This is a genomic window from Micromonospora sp. bgisy143, from assembly GCF_057708145.1.
Genome location: NZ_JBYIRN010000003.1, coordinates 73604 through 90539 on the forward strand (window position 1 = coordinate 73604; position 16936 = coordinate 90539).

Below are 16936 nucleotides of genomic sequence, written 5' to 3' on the forward strand. Positions count from 1 at the left end.
TGCGTTCATGTTCCCCACGGCCGGTGCGGCGCTGATCAGAGTTGCCGCCTACCCCAGCGGTCTGACCCTGCCCGCGTGGCCCGACCTGACGACGGATCAGCCCGAGCAGTGGCGGCAGTGGCTGGCCGCAGTGTGGGCGCTGCCGGGATTCGCCACCGCCGTCGCCGCTGCCACACCCCAGTTGGCCGAACAGATCACCCGGACCGTGGCCAGTGCGCCGACCACCGACCGCCGGTTCGGGCGCATGGTCGACTCGACGGTCCGGTACCTGCTGAGGTGGACCACCCGGGCGACACCGTTCGGCACCTTCGCCGGGGTGGCTCCGGTCGAGTTCGGCGCCCGCGCATCGGTTCGGTGGGGCGAGGCGCATCAGGTGGTGACCCGCCCTGACGGGACGTTCGTCGCCGAGCACACCGGGCGCGCCGAGCAGGACCTGGCGGCGCTGCGCGACGTCGCGGTGGTGACGAACTCGGTGGGGTACCAGCGCGGCGAGGTGTGGGTGCTGCCCTGCCTGCGCGGCGACGGCGACCGCAGGTGGGACATAGAGATCCGTCTGACCAGGCCGGTGCGGGCGGCGATCCGCGCGGCGCGTTCCCCGGTCATGTTCGGTGACCTCGCCGCCCGGGTCGCCGGGCCGCTGCCCGCCGCTACCGGGGCGGCCGAACGGATGTTGGCGTCGCTCGTCCAGGCGGGTGTCCTGCTGTCGGCGCTGCGGCCGGCGACGACTGTCACCGACCCGGCCTCCCACCTGGCCCGTCACGTCCCGATGCCCGATCCCGGCGACCGGGTCGCGGTCGACCTGCGTGTCGACGCCTCGGTGACGCTGCCACCGGCGGTGCTCCACGAGGCGGCCCGTGCCGCGTCGACGCTGGTGGCGGTGGCAGCGCCCCTGCCGGGATGGGCGGAATACCACGGCGCGTTCATTCAGCGGTGGGGCCCGGGCGCGGCCGTGCCGTTACGCGACGTCCTGAACGTTCTGGGCTTTCCCGCCGGATACCGGGGTTCCACCCGGCGTGTACCTGCGGTGTTCACCGCCCGCGACCGGCTCCTCGCGCAGCTCGCCCAGCAGTCGGCGCTGAACGACTGTACGGAGGTGATCCTCGACGACGAGCTGACAGGCCGCCTACGAGGAGATGACGACCGGCCGCAGATCCCACACACCGAACTACGGTTCACCCTCGCCGCCGCGACCCCACAGGACCTGGACCGAGGCGCGTTCACGTTGACGGTGGTCAGCGGAGCCCGCCACGCCGGGGTCGCCGCCGGCCGGTTCCTGCACCTGCTTTCTCCCGCCGAGCTGGCGTCGTTCCAGCACGTCTACCGGAACCTGCCGACCGCCCTGCCCGGCGCGGACACGGTGCAACTGTCCGGCCCGCCGCTGGATGCCCGCTTGGCCGCGGTCGCCCGGACACCTGCGGTGCTGCCCGTCCTGCCCGTCGGCGACTTCCACCCGGACCCGCCGTGGACGCTCGCGGACCTCGCGGTGACCGGCGACGGCCAGCGGCTGTGGCTGGTGTCGCGGACCTCCGGGCGACCGGTCGAGCCGCTGCTGCTCAACAGCGTGCTGCTACCCGACCTCCAGCAGCCCCTGATGCGGTTCCTGACCGAGATCTGGACGGCGTGGACGGCTCCGTGCAGCCGATTCGACTGGGGGCACGCGCGTAGCCTGCCGTTCCTGCCACGCCTGCGACGCGGACGCAGCATCGTGCACCCCGCCCGCTGGACCATCGACCGGACCGCGCTCCCCGCCCGCACCCTGGCATGGTCCCACTGGCGCGACGCCTGGCAGCGATACCGTGAACAGCACCGGCTCCCGGACGAGGTCCTGGTCGGCGCCGACGACGTGCAGGTACGTCTGGACCTGAGCGGGTCGAGCTGCTCCCAGACTGGTTGGGTCACTGATCCCCCTCGGGCGGTCCTCGTGTTCAGCCCCGGAGTCGGCCGAGCTGCATCCGTGCTACGAGGGTATCGACCGACGTCGACACTGGCAGCCAGATGAGTGAATCTCGCAAGCAATCCCGGCCCGGCCCGGCTCGTCCGTCCCGGCGCAGCCCCGCGCGGCCCGCTGGCGTAGCCTGCACGACCGTAGCGACGCGGGCGGGGCGTCGAGGCCTACCTCCGCCAGCTCGGCGAACTGCGTCTGTTCGTTGAGGACATACCACCGGTAGGTGGCGGCCGCCTCGCTGACGAGGTCACCCTTGTGGTCGCGAACGCCGTAGCGCAGCATGCCCTGGCCAGCGTCGCCGCCCAGCGCGCCGTACCCGGCTCCGTCGAGGTAGTCGTCGTCAATGTCGGCGGAATCGACGTGAGCATCGGTCGCGAACGCAGCCTTGAGCAGGGCCTCGTCGTCCGCCTCGTCGGCATTCAGCTCGCACGAGGTGATTACCTCGCCTTCCTCGACGACGACGACATCTTCCTGCCCGGCCACCTCGGTACAGCCCTCGCGGCGCTGAGCACGGGGATGCCGACCTGGCTTCCACGGTGTGCGTCGTCCAGGAAACGCGCGTCGACCCACGAACCCGCCGGCATTCAGCAGCACCCCTACGACGTTCTCGTTCAATCCGGACCTGCTGTCGGTGGCCAACTTCATGCCGGTCCATACCGCAGTGCTTCGGCGCCCACCGGAGTCGGCCCGGTTCGACCCTGACCTTCCCGCGCTTGAGGACTGGGACATGTGGCTGCGTCTGGCCCGCGAGCATCGTTACCGGTTCGTGCACGTCCCGGAGCCCACCGTTGTCTACCACCGCCTCGCGGGCGAGGCCAGCACGGTCGGCGCGACCGTCGGCGATGGGCATGCCCTCGCCCACTCCGGGATCCTCACCGAACAGATGTGGTGTCGCTGGCCGGCCCGCACGCCCAAGGCGCAGCACTTCCGGCTGTACATCGCCGTCATGTATTGGCACTCGTTGGCGTGCCTGGCGGCCGGTCATGCGCTCAGTGACCAGTACTTTCAACGCTGCGTCGCTGAGATCGCCGCGGTCTGGCACGGGGAGCGCTCCGAGACCGGCCTTCGCCAGCGGATCATCGACTCGATCAAGGAGACCGCCGATGTCGCACACGCCGCCTGATCTGCCTGGCTCAGCAGCCACGATCGGGCTGACCATCGACACGGTGCTACGGCGCACGGACAAGACCCTGCTGGCGCGAGGCTCATTCCGCGGCGAACCGGCAGCGGTGAAATATCTGATCGACCCAGATTCGTTCTGGGCGGCCAGGTGGCGGCACGAGCTGGACGTGTACGAGGTCTTCGGTGACAATATCCCGCCGGTCCGCGTTCCTCGGCTGCTCCATACCGACCGTGACCGGCTGCTGGTCCTGGAATGGTTCGACGCATCGCCCCTCGCGGTCGAACGCTACCCCCAGCGAAAGGTCGATACCCGGGAGGTCGATGCCGTCCTGGACTGCATCACCGCGTTGAACGAGTGGACCTACCCCGCCGCCCGGTTCTCGCCCACCTTCGACTACTCCGAGCGCGTGGCTCGGTACCAGGCCAAGGGGTACCTCACTGAGGGCCAGCGAGAAGCTCTGGACAGTCTGCTGGCCCGCTGCGACGCGCCTGCGCAGCTCAATCACGGCGACCCGCTGGCCAGCAACATCCTCCTCGATGCCGGCCGATCCGACAGCGATGACGAGGCCGAGACCACGGCGGTGCTCGTCGACTGGGAGTTCACCGGGCTGTTCCTTCCTGGCTTCGACCTTGCGATGCTCCACACCCAGGTCGGCGCGAGTACGCCAGTGATCCGCGAGCGCATCGAGGCGATCGTGAGTGAGACGGGCATCGAGGCCGCATTCGCGCTCAACCTCGCTGTGATCCTGACCCGTGAGCTGCGCCTGCACCACGAACTGCCCGAGGACGACCCGACCCGGATGCGGTGTCTGCCGATCATCGAGGCCGCCTGGACCTCGGCCAGCACCCGCCTACAACGGGTCACCGCGGCGAGGTCAGCATGATCCACGTAGCCCTGGTCCACCGGGACCTCCACGAAGTGAGCCGCGGCGGCATCTGCACCCTCTACCGCGCCCTGGCCCGGCAACTGGCCAACCTGGGCGCATCGGTAACCATGATCACGCAGGAATCACCCCACCCACTGCAGGCGCAGGATGTCACCGTCGTCTCGCTTCCCCGCACCGAAGACCTGGCTCAGCACCGCGAGGCCGTCGCCGACGCAGCCTTGCCAGGCCCTGTTGCCTAGGAGGCCGGCTCCGCTCGGGCTGTGGGGGGAGGGGCAAGGCCGTGCCGGACGGGCCCAATGGACCCGTCCGGCCACGGCTGAGTCAGCGGTGCCTGAAATAGATCCCTACCGCAGTGGCTGCCGCCACGCCGACGCCCGCGACCGCTGTATACGCCAGATCAGGAGCACCGCTCATCGCAAGGACGACGCAGGCGACAACTGCTGCGCCTGCGACACCAGCGGACGTCAGCGCGATACGGTCGCGGCCTGAGGCAGGCCTTTCTGCCCTGGCTGGACTCCGGTCATGCTTCCGCTGCACGGAAGATCGAGCGACCCGGACCCCTTCAGCCCTGCGACGCGTCCGGCCCTCAGGTGGCTGCCCGCGCCGGTGCCGACGCTGACGGGGAAGGCCGAGGTTAGCCTCCCCCTTCGGGGGAGTCCCTCCGTCCCCCCTGTTCGTTAGCCTCATGAGACCTGCACTTTCTCCAGTTGGTTGCAGGTCAGGGGGCGGCACCCGCGCCAACGGTAAGTGCCGCCCCCGCCCCCAACGGACCTTCGGCCCGTCCCTTGAGTAACGAGGGACGGGCCGAAACGGTCTTCGCACATTTCCCGCTACATCAAGATCTACATCGCACTATTTTGTGCGACATCGCAGTGGCATTTGACCGCTTTTCTAGCTGCTAAATCCGGATACGTTGGGGCATTGCCTGCGGAATGCAAGTTGCAGATGGCACGGCAGTGTGCGGCATTACGTCACGATTTGAGGATTTGAAGTATGTCGGAGACGTGCATAACCTTCACCTGCAACAAAAGCCACGCAGAGTGCTGATGTGATCAACGCCACTTGCTATCCCTGCCGGCCCTCTGAGGTGCGGCAGCCTCGCCACGCCAGCCCTTCTCGCCGACCGCTATGGCACCACCGCATACGCCACCATCGCTGGACGCCTCGCCGCCCTCGTCACCATCGCCAAAGCAACTGCGCCGTTGACAGCCGCCGTTCTCCTGCACACCGCTGGCGGATACACGCCGCTGCTCGCCGCCGTTGCGATCTGCTGCATCCTCGCGGCTATCGGCATCAGCACCCGAGCGAGAATCCCTGCGCCGCAACCCTTCAGCGCAGACCTGAGGTGATCACCCCATCCCCACCCGGATCGAGCCGCTAGACGGCCATGCGGGCGTCGGGCGTCGGACGCATTCACTCACATTTGTCTTCGGAGCCTCGCCCGTGTTGCTCGCAGCAATCGGGGCGGTGTCGGTACACCCGCAGATCATGTCCGTGACGTTGTGTTACGTCGGACGTGGCCTCGTACAGGCATGCCTGCCACAGGACGTTCTCCCCGCCGCCGCGGACGACGTGGCCGTCACCCGGCCCGCCGCTCAGCAACACGTCCACTCGATCAACGGTACGTGGTTCCTGGGGCAGCTGGTGGTACGAGCGGTCAGCCTGCCGCAGGTGAGGCTGCGAACCTCAAAGGATCTCCGTCTGCTGCGACATGCGGGGCAGCGGGTCCTCGCGCCGGGCTCAACGCTGACCGTTCGCCGGTGGTACGTCGGCGGGGGTGAGGTCGAGTCGGGGGCGTAGGTAGCGGACGTGGTGTCGCCATCGGTGATGTTCGTAGGCGGTGTCGACGTCGATCTCCGCGACGATGGTGGGGAGCACGGGGCTGTACGGGAGGGGTTTGGGTCGGTCGAGTTGTCCGGTCCACGCGGCGGGCAGGGGTCGCGGCCAGGGGTGTGCCCCCTCCGGGTCGAGAGGCGTGAGCAGGGTGGACAGTTCGGCGCGTTGTGTGGGTCGTAGAGGGCTGGTTCGGCCGGTGTAGCGGAGCCGTCCCTGCTGGTCGCAGCGACCCAGCAGGAGGGTCTCAGGGTTGTCGATGCTGGGGGTGACGCCGCCGATGATCGCTTCGGTGGTGCGGTAGGACCGGACTTTCTGCCAGCCACGCCGGCCCGGCTCGTAGCGCCCGTCGAGCCGTTTGATCACGACGCCCTCAATGCCCGCAGCGGTCCAGGTCGTCAACCACTCGCCGGCCTGATCGAGATCGGTGGTCTGTGGGGACACGGTGAGTTGGGCGGGTGCGCCGGCGAGCAGCTGTGCGAGCAGGGCACGCCGCTCGTGCAGAGGACGGTCCAGCAGGGGTCGGCCCGGTGGGGCGCTGAGCAGGTCGAAGACCACGTAGTGCGCGGGATGACGTCGGGCGATGTCCGGGAGCTGCGCGCCGGCGGTGACTCGTCGCTGCAGGTGAGCAAAGTTGGTTCGATCGCCTTCCCACACCACGAGCTCGCCGTCGAGGACGGCACCCAGCTCGACGGCTTCGGCGACGGCTTGGGTGATGTCGGGGAAGTAGGTGCTGACGTCCCGGCCGGCACGGGACTGCAGGTACACGCCGTCGGGCCGGCGGAAGGCCAACGCCCGCCAGCCGTCCTTCTCCAGACTGGCCGGTGTCTCGTGAGACAGTCCGTTGGACCGGAAGTTGGGTACGACCTACGCTCGCGCAAATCAGCCGGTGTTGAAGCGGAACGACGACGTTCGAGGTCGTCAGGGCTTGCCTGTGTAGCGTCGCGTTTTCTGCTGCGAGGGCGGTGATGACGGTGGCCGCGGCATCGACCTGATCTTGCAGCTGGCGGCACCTTCGGCGGCTGGCTTCCAGGCTGCTGCGAAGATCGGCGAGTTCGGCGGTGTGGTGCCGTGCGGCGGCCTCGGCAAGGCTGTCCCTGACCGAGCATTCGGGGAGGATGTCGACGGCGCGGTTCATGGTGGCGCGGCTGAGCTCGGCCGCGCCAGAAATTGTTCTGGTCAGCTGCGCAGCTGGCGGGTGGAGTATTCGCTTGGCTGGTCGATCGGCGAGACCGATCGCGCCGCGATCGGTGCCGTGCCGACCGCGGGTGGGACGGCGGCGCCGAACGCCGACGGCGCAACATGCGACAGCGGCCAGGTCGCGAGCTGCTCGGCTTGACGGGATGGCCGGCCGGAATGCCGGTCATCGTCCGCCACGAGCGGTCGCACCCCGGCGTGGAACTGTCGCTGTTGGCGGCGTTCCCCGGGCCCGACACCACCGGCTGGATTCGGCGTGCGGGGTGTCAATACGTGCCTTTGCAGCCGCTGGTTGCAGCCTGTCCAGTGCCGTCCGCCATTTCGCGACCAGCGGACGGCTCCGCTCCTATGGCGCCGATGTCGGGAATCTGTCAGGTCCTTGATCGGCCGCGCCGTTCGGCTGATCTGGCATGACCAGCGGAGGGGGCCTGCAGGATGTTGAGGGGCGGGCCGCGGGCCCATCGCAGCTTTCCCCCGAACGGTTCGAGAGATCTGACGCCAAGATCTATATCTATGACCGGCTCACTGTCCTCGGTGCATGAAACGATCATCGCCTCGAGTGCCGTCTTGACGGTTCTTGATACGCTACCTGTTGTGACGGGTCGTCGGTCCTCAGCAACGGTACCGACGGCGGTCCATGCGCCGTCCGCGCTCAACACATGGATGAGCAGCGCGTGTGCGGCGCCATTCTGCGATCGGTCGCGGCTGGGCATTCTGACGGATGGGATGAACGTGCTAAGTGCGACAATGTACCTAGTCTATCCTTTTCGACACCATCTTGAGGATCGCGACGTTGCGCGATTCGAACCGTCCCCTTCTTCAGGGTGGGCGCACTGGTTCACCCGTCTGTCGGTAACGGATTTCGCCATCGCGGTCGACCACTCGTACTCGTTCATACCGCCTGTGAAGGCGGTGCTGAATCCGGAGATGTTCGGCCGCGAGCGTGAGCAGCTGGTGGCACAGGGCGTTCCGGCAGCAGCCGGCGTGACGGAGGTGCGCCGGGCGATGGCCGCTAGCTCGGCAGCCGGCGACTGGCGGGAGGCCTATAAGCATCGAGCGGTCCGTCTGACCTGGAATGCGCCGAGCCTGTGGATCCGGCAACCGCTGGTGCTCGAGATCGACCTGCGCAACACGCTGCGCCGATTCACCTTTCAGGTGCGCTGGGCCGACGCCTTGATGATGCCGGGTCACATCGGCGCCGTCGTCCTGCGGGTCGACCTAGAGGCGGCAGATCTGGAGGACATCGCATCAGTCACTCGGCACATTAAAAAGATTGTCTACCGCCGTCGGCTCACGGTTGGCGTGCCGTCGATCCGGCGCCCGGACGGCAGCGTCACCTCATGGGCGAAGATCTTGGAGTCGCTGCTGAAGGACCTGACCATGGACCGTGGCCCGGTTAGCGTGCTCTCGGAGCTGGAATGGGCCGGCAGCCGGCGGGTAAACTGGCGGCTCGCCGTGATCGTCCGCGCGGATCCGCGGAGCAGTTTGCAGTGTTTTACGTCCGGTCTGGAGGAGGCGGCATTCTGCATCTCGGTCGGCCGAGGGCCAAAGGAACTGGAAAACCTGCCAGCACCTTCAGACCTGCAGCGGCTGCGCGCAAGAAGCGAGCTCCAGTTGTGGGAGAGCTGGCTGGCAATCTACAACTATGACAATCTTGTCTTCGCGGTTGATGCGCACGACAGGCGTCTCGAACAGGAGTTCTTAAACCACTGCGAAAACTTCGAGTACGAGTACTTGACGATGTTCATTCTAGCGATCGTCCAGCGCTCCATATTGGACCTGATCGCAAGCGACCTGGCGTCCGTCCCCGGCGACCTAAGGCGAGCGATTGATCAGTTAGACAGCATCGAGGGTAAGCTAATCCGGTTCAACACCAGGTTATGGTTCGATCAGGTCTCTACAACGCCTGTAGGTGCGCCCTTGTATGAACTGCTCGCCGATCGCATGGGTCTCGCGCACCAGCACGAGCAGGTCTTTTTGGATGTAGAGCGGCTACGCAATCATCTTAGCGCTAGGGCCACAAAGAATCACAGTATCGTCGCCCGTCGCACCGAGACGCTTCTGCAGTTCCTGTCGATCGTAGCGGTGCCGCTAGGCCTATATCTCGCGCTGTTCCAACAGAAGCTTGCCCAGTGGACCCCCCTACAACGATTGTCTGCCAGGCAAATATGGATCGGTATGGGGGCGGCAACACTTTTTCTCGTCACGGCCTGGTGGTCATTGCGGCGCAAGAACAAGGCCACTCAAGATGACTTCTGAGTCAGAGGCACGCGATGTGGTCGGCTTGGTTTTGCCCGCTTTGACCTGCACTAGTCTGGCGGAGTTGCGGACGTATTTATCACGTCGGCGGCAGATGTGGAATAACGTCATTACTCAGCTCGAAGAATCCGGTCTGCAGGCGCTGGGCTCGTGGCGGACCGGTCAATTCCATCTTTCCTGGGCTGACGGCTTTAGCTTCAGCGACGTCGACGCCTGGACGGTCCTGGAAGCCCGGCATCGCGAGGCGACGCTTTTCGCGGACGCCGACGAGCGTAGGACGCAGGCACTGCGTCTTTCCATCCATCCATACAACTACCAGCAAACGCTATCGTTGAGAGCGCAAAAGGTGCTTGCGGTGCTCAACCTCGCCCAAGTTCGATCAGGTGGGCCGGGACTCTGCCAGTACCACCTTCACAAAGGATTTCTGGCGCTGAGCAAGTCCGACCCGGCCGAGACGTATGCCGACACAGCGGCGCGCTTGGGGCCGGCCGGCCTGCACGCGCTGGCGACTAAGCTAGGCTTGCGGACGAGGGAAAACGTGGACCTCGACCACGCAGTGGTTCGCCTGCTGACGGACGAAGTGCGAGCGTTCACGGGCCTATCGGCGTCATCTTGGAGCCAGCTGCGTGCAAACCTGGCTGAGGTGGGCGCGGAGTTCCTGAACGACCCGCGATTGTCGATCGGACCGGAGTTTCGTGACTACCTGCGAACGAAGTTTTTGGGCGGAGTTCAGCCCGATGCGTGATGATGAGGTGTACAAATTGCTGTCGACCCCCGGCTGGCTACTTGTGCCGGTCGGGCTGCCCGGTGCCGGTAAGTCCACCTTGGGTGGTCGGCTCGTCGCCCACGGCTTGATGCATCAGCATGGGATTTTGAGCACGGACACGCTACGAGAGCGGCTCGGCGGCCGGCGGGATTGGCTCGGTGACGAGGAACTAGTGTTCCGCCACGTCCGGGAGATCCTGGATGCTCGGTTGCGCAACGGCTTGACCACCTACCTCGACGCGACGAACGTCCGCGCGGTCGATCGGAACTATGCATTGGCAGCGGCGCAGGCCGCAGGCCGTGCTGGGCTCGTCGTTCGTTTCTCTGAACCGAAAGAGGTGTGCCGACGACGCCGCGCGCACCAGGGCGTGGTCTACGATGACCACGTGTGGGACGGGCTCGTGAAGGATCTCGCTGAGATCGACTGGAACTCGCTTGCCGTTCCGTGGGTGGACAGTGCAGCAGTAGCCCGGATCATCGCGGACCAGACGTGATCCTGCTGATCAGGCATGCCGAGGCTATCTGGACCGAAGCCGCCGTGGACGAGGTAGTCAGGGACCCCGATCTGACGGACAACGGTCGCCTTCAGGCGTCCTATCTGGCCAAAGCGTTGCAGAGTGAGCCGGTCGACGTCGTGGTCAGCTCCCCGTTGCGGCGCGCCGCTGCAACCTTCGCGGTGGTCACAGGACATCCCGGGAATGCAACCGACTTCCAGGAGTGGCTCCGGGAGATTCACTACCCGGACTGGCGCGGCTGGCGGCTGGCCACCGTGCAGAGCATCCTCCGAGAGCACGACCGGGAGAGCGTGGAACAACGCTGGGCGGGCCTTGCCGGCGGGGAGTCCGCCCGGGACCACATCGCCATAGTCCGTGGTGGCGCAGAATCGTTCCTGCGAAGGCACGGCCTGGTCCGGTCGCCATGCGATCCGGCCCTGTGGGAGTTCACCTCTCCGCAACGGCGGATTGCGATGATCGGACACGTGGGCAGCCTCGCCACCATCGTGTCCCTGCTCCTAGGGTTAGCCCCCGTGGCCTGGGAACGCCAGCGGTTCCCGGTTCCGAACGCATCGATCACCCGGCTCGCTCCTGTGCAGGTGGGCAGCCGTTTTGCGTTCAGCCTTCACAGCATTGGGGACGACTCCTTCATGCCACCCGAAGTGCGTAGGCGGTGAGGTTGTGGTCACCGCCGGCTTCGGCGGTCTGACTTCGTGACGACGAACGGGCCCATCGTCAGCACGTCGAGCGTCGAGCCGAAGAAGCTGCGGACCGCGTCTACCGGCGTACAAACGATCGGTTCGGGACCAATGTTGAACGACGTATTCAGCACAACCCCGTGGCCAGTTGATGTCTTCATCTGGTCAAGTAGATCCGTAAACCGGCCGCTGGTCTGCGGCTGCGGGACGTGTAGCCGGCTTGTACCATCCCGGTGGATGATCTCTGGCACTGCCAGCCGCGCGTCGGCGCTTGCCTCGGTCGCCTCTAACATGTAAGGGGCTTCTGCGACATCGAACAGGGCCACCGCGTCCTCGCTCCGGGCCGATGGAGCGAATGGTCGCCATCGTTCACGCCGCTTCAGGCGGTTAACTGTATGCGCGATTCCGGTCCGGTTCGGTGCAGCGAGGATCGAGCGGTGCCCGAGGGCCCGAGGGCCAGCTTCCGCGGCACCCTGGAACCAGCCCACGACGCGACCGTCGGCGAGTTCGGCGGCTAGAGCGGCGGCCAGATCGCTGGGTTCCCTCCAGCCGCACCCGAGCTGTTCCAGGCAGGCCCGAAGTTCGTCATCGGACCATTGCGGGCCCAGGTAGGCATGCCGTACGGGGTGGACGTCGATGCCATGCCGGTGTTGCTGCAAGGCGGCCGCGCCAATGGCGGTGCCCGCGTCGCCGACAAGGGCGTGTACTGACAGCCGTGGACCCAAGCGGCGTCGAAGTGAACCGTTTGCGCTGCAATTGAGCGCTACCCCGCCGGAGAGCGCGAGATGCTTCGCGCCGGTCAGCGCGATCGCCAGGCCAACCAAGTGGTCGACCACTCGCTCCAGCTCGTTCTGGACGGCCAGAGCGAAGTCGGGCCAAGGCGAGGGTGGCAAATGGTCGTCGGCGGCGAGTAGGTCGAACGGGTCTGGCGCGGGTACGGGCGTCTCCCGGGCGCCGCCAATCGTATTGGCGAACAATTGGAACCAACCCGAGCGAGTCTGATTGTGCCGCTCGGTGGCACTGGCAGGGGACCGGTCTGCGGGCAGGAGTGCGGTGATCCCGTCGTCCGACAGCTTGAAGCCACGAACGGGCTCGGCAGCAGCCGGATCACTGTACGCCGCCAAGCCCATCAGTTTGCCCTCACCGCCCCGACCGAATCCGGCGAAGCGGGTCGCAGCGGAGTAAAAGCTTCCCAATGAGTCGAGCACGTCCACACTAAGGACCGGATTCAGATCGAGGCCGCGGGCGTGGTAGATGGTGCTTGAACCCGTTTCGCCTCGGCCGTCCATTACCAGTACCGCGTCTGCGGCGTAATCACTAGCAACTACGGCCATCGCGGCATGGCAGTCGTGGTGTGGGAGATAAACGATCTCGCTGGGTCGAAGTTGCCGCAGGGCCGGCGCGTCCATAAGCGACTTGGCGGTTTCCCGCAGCACAGCCAGGTCGGGATCCAACGCCGGATCCCACCCGAACGCTACGGCATCAACGTCGGCCAGGGAGATCCCGGCGCGTCGCACGCAATACAGGACCGACTGCGCCGGTGCCGCTCGGTAAGCCAGCTTTACGCGGATAAGGCGTTCCTCCTCGGCGAACGCGATCAATTCTCCATCCTTAAGCAGGCAGGAGGACGCGTCGTGTCCAAACCCGCCGCCGATGCCAAGGGTATACATTTATCCGCCTCAGAGTGCTATCCTGGTGTCGCCGGGCAATACTCCATGGCCGCGACGAGTTACCGTGGATTGGAGCGAAGTGCCGAATGACGAGCTGGGATGATCAGGTAGAAAGCTGGACGGTGCATGCCCGGTCTGCGGAATCCGACCCGTTCTTTTGGGAGATTAACCTTCCAGTAGTGATGGAACTCCTTCCGCCGCCGCCATGTCAAGTGCTCGATCTTGGAGCTGGTGAGGGACGGCTGACCCGGGCGATGACTGCTCGGGGTTACACCGTGTTCTCCGTGGAGCGATCGCTCGGCATGCTACGGGCACTCCAGCTTGCCGGGGAGGACGGTAATCGGGCTTTGCTGAACGGCGATGCCTGTGCGCTGCCGATAAAGCCAGGCAGCGTCGATTGTGTGGTGTCGCTGATGGTGCTGATGTCGATCGCCGATGCTAGGTCGGCGGTACGCGAGGCCGCACGAGTGCTGCGCGGCGGCGGGCTGGCCGTCTTCGCTGTCCTGCATCCACTGGTTACCTGCGGGCGCATGGGCGACGACGGCGACCTGAGGGTTAGCGACTACGGGAAGTGCTCGCTCCCTGCTCCCCGTCTAGTGCAGCGAAGCGTCTTACTAACGTACGAGCACTTCCACCGGCCGGTCGGTACATACCTGACCTGGTCGATCGACGCCGGCCTGACGCTCGAGGCAGTAGTCGAGCCGGTACCCGGCGCGGAGCAAATCGCGGCGCACCCGCGGTTTCGGCGCTGGGAGGGGGTTCCCAACATGTTGCTGTGGACAGCTCGGCGGCGTGCGCCGAGGCCCTAGAGTGGATTGCATGCTGGACCCGAAGACGCTTCGGCTCGTGCGTGCGGGCAGCTACGCCGCACTGGCCACGATCACCCCAGACGGCGCGCTCTCATGTCACATGATGTGGGTTGGCTGCGACGACGATTTTCTCTACGTGAACACTGAGGTGGAACGTTACAAGTTCGGGAACATGCAGGTGGGTGACCCAATAGCGCTGATGATATTCGAGTCGTCGCGATCCTGGGTCGAGGTCCGCGGAACAGTCGTTGGCCATGTCCACGGCGACGAGGCGCTTGCCCATCTTCACGAGCTTTCGATGATCTACAACCGCCGGCCGTACGGGAAGCGCATCGACAGCCCGCGGGTGATCTGCCGCATCCGTCCGGACCACGAATTCGTGTATGTCCCGTCGACCTCCCGAGCCGACGATGAAACGGGCGCCGGATCGGCGGTATCCTGAGCCACTGGAACGTGACCAGAAGCGAGTGCTACCCCCATTCCGCGGACCAGGCGCCGCAGGAGTCATCCCTTTACCAATTCCTTCTGCCATGACGACTGTCCGCTTCGGCGCGCCCGGCCAGCTCACCTACACCTTCTGGCCGCCGCCGGCATCCAGGCTGCCGTGGTGGACCACCAGCCTGGTCATCTGCCTGCCGGTCGGCGTGCTCGGCATGGCCGCCGCCCTCGCCCATCTCATCCGGGAGGTGGTAGAGAGGTGGTCAGGCCGGTGCGAGCGGCCAGTCAGCATCGCCATCCTTGACCGTCGCGTCGCCACAGGCAGAGCTGCCCCGCTCAGCCAGCCGCCATCCAAACGATTCTTCCCCCTCGCCGAGCAGCAGTGGCACGTCGTACACCGACATGTCGGGGCAGGCCCGCACATACCGCACCCGGCCATGCGAGCGGCCGTGCTCGAACGCGACGTCGGCGTCGATCTCGGCCCGGCCCGAGGTTCGGTGCGGCCTACGCTCGCGCTGTTGCCCGGTGTTGAAGTGGAACGACGGCCGAGGTCGTCAGGGCTTGCCTGCGTAGCGCCGCGTTTTCTGCTGCGAGGGCGGCGATGACGGTGGCCGCGGCATCAACCTGATCTTGCAGCTGTCGGCACCTTCGGCGGCTGGCTTCCAGGCTGCCGCGAAGTTCGGCGAGTTCGGCGGTGTGGTGCCGTGCGGCGGCCTCGGCCGGGCTGTCCGCCACCCGAGCACTCCATTCGGCGAGGATGTCGACGGCGCGGTTCATGGTGGCGCGGCTGACCCCGGCCTCGCGCCACAGGTTGTTCTTGGTCAGCTTGCCGTCGGTGTGAATCGGCTGGCGGTCGAACAGGCGCTTCATCGCCTCGCGCAGCCGTTGTTGTGTGGCTGGGGACACGGGGGCGGTCATTGATTGCTCCGCTTCAGCACTCGGTCAACTTCCTGGAGTTCAGACTCGATGCGGCGTCGATGGTTCGCGGCGATCTTGCCGTCGGCGAGTATCCGGCCGAGAGCGGATCGTTCTGCGATCCAGATCGGGATGTGTTCGGGGGCGATGACGCTGTTGGGACAACGTCCTGGCTGGCAGCGGTCGAGTAGTGGTCCGCGGTGGCCGTCGGGGCTGATCGCGTCTTCGATGCATTTGGCGCCGGTGGGGTCGTTGTCGTTCATGGTGCAGTGGTTGAGTTTGCCGAAACGGATGGAGATGCGGGTGCGGCGTAGCAGGTTGTGTTCGACGCGGATGTCGCCGCGCTGGGCTTGACCGGTGGCGCGCAGGCGCTCGGCCTGGTCGCGGACGGCGGCGAAGGCTTCTCGTATCCGGTCGGCGCCGGGCCCGTAGCCGATGTGCTGGCCGGCGGTGTCGGCGTTGAAGAGTTCGGTGAGCCGGTCGAAGCGGCGGTCGGCGATCGCGGTGTCGAGGTGGCGTGCCCAGGACGGGTCGTTGTCCATGTAGCTGCCGGTGACGCGGTTGGCCAGGGCTCTGGTGGTGACGTGCTTGAGCTGCATGCCGACGGCGATCTCGGAGCCGGGGAAGTCACCGGTGAGCATGGCCATGGTGCGGCGGAACATGTGCGGGGTGACCTTGCCGTCCGGGATTTCCTCAAGACCGCTGGCGTGCCGCCAGCGGTTGATGTGGTTGATGAAGTCGTCGATGGCGGCGATGCTGGCGAAGCTGTCCCCGGCCCACCGGTCGCCGACGGAGGCGAACACGAGCTTGTCGTGCTGCGAGAGCCGGCCGGCCAGCTCGATCGCGCGGGCGACCGGCGGAGTGATCCACCAGTGTTTGATCGGAAGGCCGGGGTCCAGCTTCTGTTTCGTAGACTTCACCGCGGGGCTGCCGTAGTGCTCGACCAGGGCGTCTTTGGTGATGGTCCGCAGTTCGCATTCGCGCATCATCGACAGCGCGGCCGTGAACACGAAGCAGGCGTTGCGGAGCATGACCTGCTCCACCTGCAGCTCGGTGGGGCCGAGGCTGTCGTGCCATGGCCTGCGGCTGCCGTCCGGCCGGCTCACCTCGGTCAGGTCCGGTAGCAGACCCGGGTGGGTGCGCCGGTTGACGACGAGACGTTCGAGGGCTTTTCGGCGCCGGCGGCCGTGGGGTGTGGAGTTCTGGAAGAAATCCGGTCGGACGCCGATGATCCGGGCCAGCAGGCTGATGTTGATCTTCGGTCCTGGGGTTTCGCTCGGCCGGGCGCGGCGCGTCGGGATCGTTTTCGCCGTATCCGCCAGCCAGGTGTCGAACCGTCTCGCCGCGTCGGGGCCGGTCAACGGTCGGCTGCGAAGCTCGTCCCAGTGGGCGGCGGCGCGCAGGATGTCGGGGGCGAAGACGTCGATGTAGGTCCAGCAATTGCGGATCAGCGGGAACCAGGTCTCCGGCGGGATGACCGGGGTGCGCAGCTCAGGAACGATCGGCTGGTTGGCCACGGCGTTGGTCGAGATTCCGGGCCAGGGGTCGTGCGGCAGGCCGCCGCAGGTCAGGGCCGCCCGGAATTGGTGCAGGGCTTTGATGAGTTGGACGTGGTTGGTGACGGAGCCGGGCTCGGTGATCGTCTGCCGGTGTGCGATGTAGGCCTTGAAGTCCTCCGGGTCCCAGCCCCGCAGGTCGGGTGGTAGCCCTCGTTCGGCGCCGAACGCCATCAGTGGCCGCAGGTGTCCGATCCGCTGCGTCACGGTCATCACCGCCAGCGGGTCGGCGCGCAGGTGGACGCCGGCGGCCAGGATCGCCGGGTGGCGTGGATTGAGCCAGAGCATCGCCAGCTCACGCGCCATCAGGTTCCAGGCCGGGATCAGGTCGTGGAACAGCACGCGGAT

General features: G+C 66.4%; 16 protein-coding genes and 1 pseudogene. 12 read left to right on the top strand and 5 right to left on the bottom strand.

The features are described 5' to 3' along the window. Nucleotides 1-7: 7 nt before the first annotated feature. From AC3EN4_RS06030 to AC3EN4_RS06050, 5 genes and pseudogenes are all read left to right on the top strand, one after another. Nucleotides 8-1936: pseudogene (locus AC3EN4_RS06030) on the top strand (lantibiotic dehydratase family protein); the annotation flags it as partial. 369 nt (nucleotides 1937-2305) lie between these two features. Beyond that, on the top strand, nucleotides 2306-2647 hold the full coding sequence (locus AC3EN4_RS06035) for a glycosyltransferase (RefSeq protein WP_435205271.1): 342 nt from the start codon (nucleotides 2306-2308) through the stop codon (nucleotides 2645-2647). A 25-nt stretch (nucleotides 2648-2672) separates the two neighbouring features. Then, a complete protein-coding gene (locus AC3EN4_RS06040; protein WP_435204910.1) occupies nucleotides 2673-3068 on the top strand; it encodes a hypothetical protein in 396 nt (131 codons plus the stop codon). After that, nucleotides 3049-3951 (top strand): phosphotransferase, encoded by a 903-nt coding sequence (locus AC3EN4_RS06045; RefSeq protein WP_435204911.1) that lies wholly within the window; start codon nucleotides 3049-3051, stop codon nucleotides 3949-3951. Before AC3EN4_RS06040 ends, AC3EN4_RS06045 begins: the two co-directional genes overlap by 20 nt. Continuing rightward, on the top strand, nucleotides 3948-4193 hold the full coding sequence (locus AC3EN4_RS06050; RefSeq protein WP_435204912.1) for a hypothetical protein: 246 nt from the start codon (nucleotides 3948-3950) through the stop codon (nucleotides 4191-4193). Before AC3EN4_RS06045 ends, AC3EN4_RS06050 begins: the two co-directional genes overlap by 4 nt. 1174 nt (nucleotides 4194-5367) lie before the next feature. Here AC3EN4_RS06050 and AC3EN4_RS06055 read toward each other — a convergent pair. Further along, on the bottom strand, nucleotides 5368-5565 hold the full coding sequence (locus AC3EN4_RS06055) for a hypothetical protein (protein WP_435204913.1): 198 nt from the start codon (nucleotides 5563-5565) through the stop codon (nucleotides 5368-5370). Between the two features lie 129 nt (nucleotides 5566-5694). Further along, a complete protein-coding gene (locus AC3EN4_RS06060; protein ID WP_435205272.1) occupies nucleotides 5695-6627 on the bottom strand; it encodes an ATP-dependent DNA ligase in 933 nt (310 codons plus the stop codon). 157 nt (nucleotides 6628-6784) lie between these two features. Here AC3EN4_RS06060 and AC3EN4_RS06065 point away from each other — a divergent pair, with 157 nt between their 5' ends. The 5 genes from AC3EN4_RS06065 (at nucleotide 6785) to AC3EN4_RS06085 (ending at nucleotide 11179) form a co-directional block, all read left to right on the top strand. Beyond that, on the top strand, nucleotides 6785-7126 hold the full coding sequence (locus AC3EN4_RS06065) for a hypothetical protein (RefSeq protein ID WP_435204914.1): 342 nt from the start codon (nucleotides 6785-6787) through the stop codon (nucleotides 7124-7126). Between the two features lie 371 nt (nucleotides 7127-7497). After that, a complete protein-coding gene (locus tag AC3EN4_RS06070; protein WP_435204915.1) occupies nucleotides 7498-9243 on the top strand; it encodes a hypothetical protein in 1746 nt (581 codons plus the stop codon). After that, nucleotides 9233-9988: a hypothetical protein gene (locus AC3EN4_RS06075; RefSeq protein ID WP_435204916.1), complete on the top strand. Its 756-nt coding sequence runs from the start codon at nucleotides 9233-9235 to the stop codon at nucleotides 9986-9988. Before AC3EN4_RS06070 ends, AC3EN4_RS06075 begins: the two co-directional genes overlap by 11 nt. Further along, nucleotides 9981-10502, top strand: a complete 522-nt coding sequence (locus AC3EN4_RS06080; protein WP_435204917.1) for an AAA family ATPase — start codon at nucleotides 9981-9983, stop codon at nucleotides 10500-10502. Before AC3EN4_RS06075 ends, AC3EN4_RS06080 begins: the two co-directional genes overlap by 8 nt. After that, the gene (locus tag AC3EN4_RS06085; RefSeq protein WP_435204918.1) at nucleotides 10499-11179 is read left to right on the top strand and encodes a histidine phosphatase family protein; all 681 of its coding nucleotides are present in this window, start codon (nucleotides 10499-10501) and stop codon (nucleotides 11177-11179) included. Before AC3EN4_RS06080 ends, AC3EN4_RS06085 begins: the two co-directional genes overlap by 4 nt. 8 nt (nucleotides 11180-11187) lie before the next feature. Here the strand turns inward: AC3EN4_RS06085 and AC3EN4_RS06090 are convergent, their stop codons facing one another. Continuing rightward, nucleotides 11188-12870, bottom strand: coding sequence for a carbamoyltransferase family protein (locus tag AC3EN4_RS06090; RefSeq protein WP_435204919.1), 1683 nt, complete (start codon nucleotides 12868-12870; stop codon nucleotides 11188-11190). A gap of 86 nt (nucleotides 12871-12956) precedes the next feature. Here AC3EN4_RS06090 and AC3EN4_RS06095 point away from each other — a divergent pair, with 86 nt between their 5' ends. Both AC3EN4_RS06095 and AC3EN4_RS06100 read left to right on the top strand, forming a co-directional pair. After that, nucleotides 12957-13679: a class I SAM-dependent methyltransferase gene (locus AC3EN4_RS06095; RefSeq protein ID WP_435204920.1), complete on the top strand. Its 723-nt coding sequence runs from the start codon at nucleotides 12957-12959 to the stop codon at nucleotides 13677-13679. A gap of 10 nt (nucleotides 13680-13689) precedes the next feature. Continuing rightward, nucleotides 13690-14121, top strand: coding sequence for a pyridoxamine 5'-phosphate oxidase family protein (locus AC3EN4_RS06100; RefSeq protein ID WP_435204921.1), 432 nt, complete (start codon nucleotides 13690-13692; stop codon nucleotides 14119-14121). Nucleotides 14122-14621: 500 nt separating this feature from the next. On the opposite strand, the gene AC3EN4_RS06105 is transcribed toward AC3EN4_RS06100, so the two are convergent. Together AC3EN4_RS06105 and AC3EN4_RS06110 are read right to left on the bottom strand one after the other, a co-directional pair. Next, nucleotides 14622-15035 carry a hypothetical protein gene (locus AC3EN4_RS06105; protein WP_435204922.1) on the bottom strand — a complete coding sequence of 138 codons (414 nt, stop codon included), beginning with the start codon at nucleotides 15033-15035 and terminating at the stop codon, nucleotides 14622-14624. Next, complete coding sequence (locus tag AC3EN4_RS06110) at nucleotides 15032-16762, bottom strand: hypothetical protein (protein WP_435204923.1); 1731 nt, start codon at nucleotides 16760-16762, stop codon at nucleotides 15032-15034. Before AC3EN4_RS06110 ends, AC3EN4_RS06105 begins: the two co-directional genes overlap by 4 nt. Nucleotides 16763-16936 lie beyond the last annotated feature (174 nt).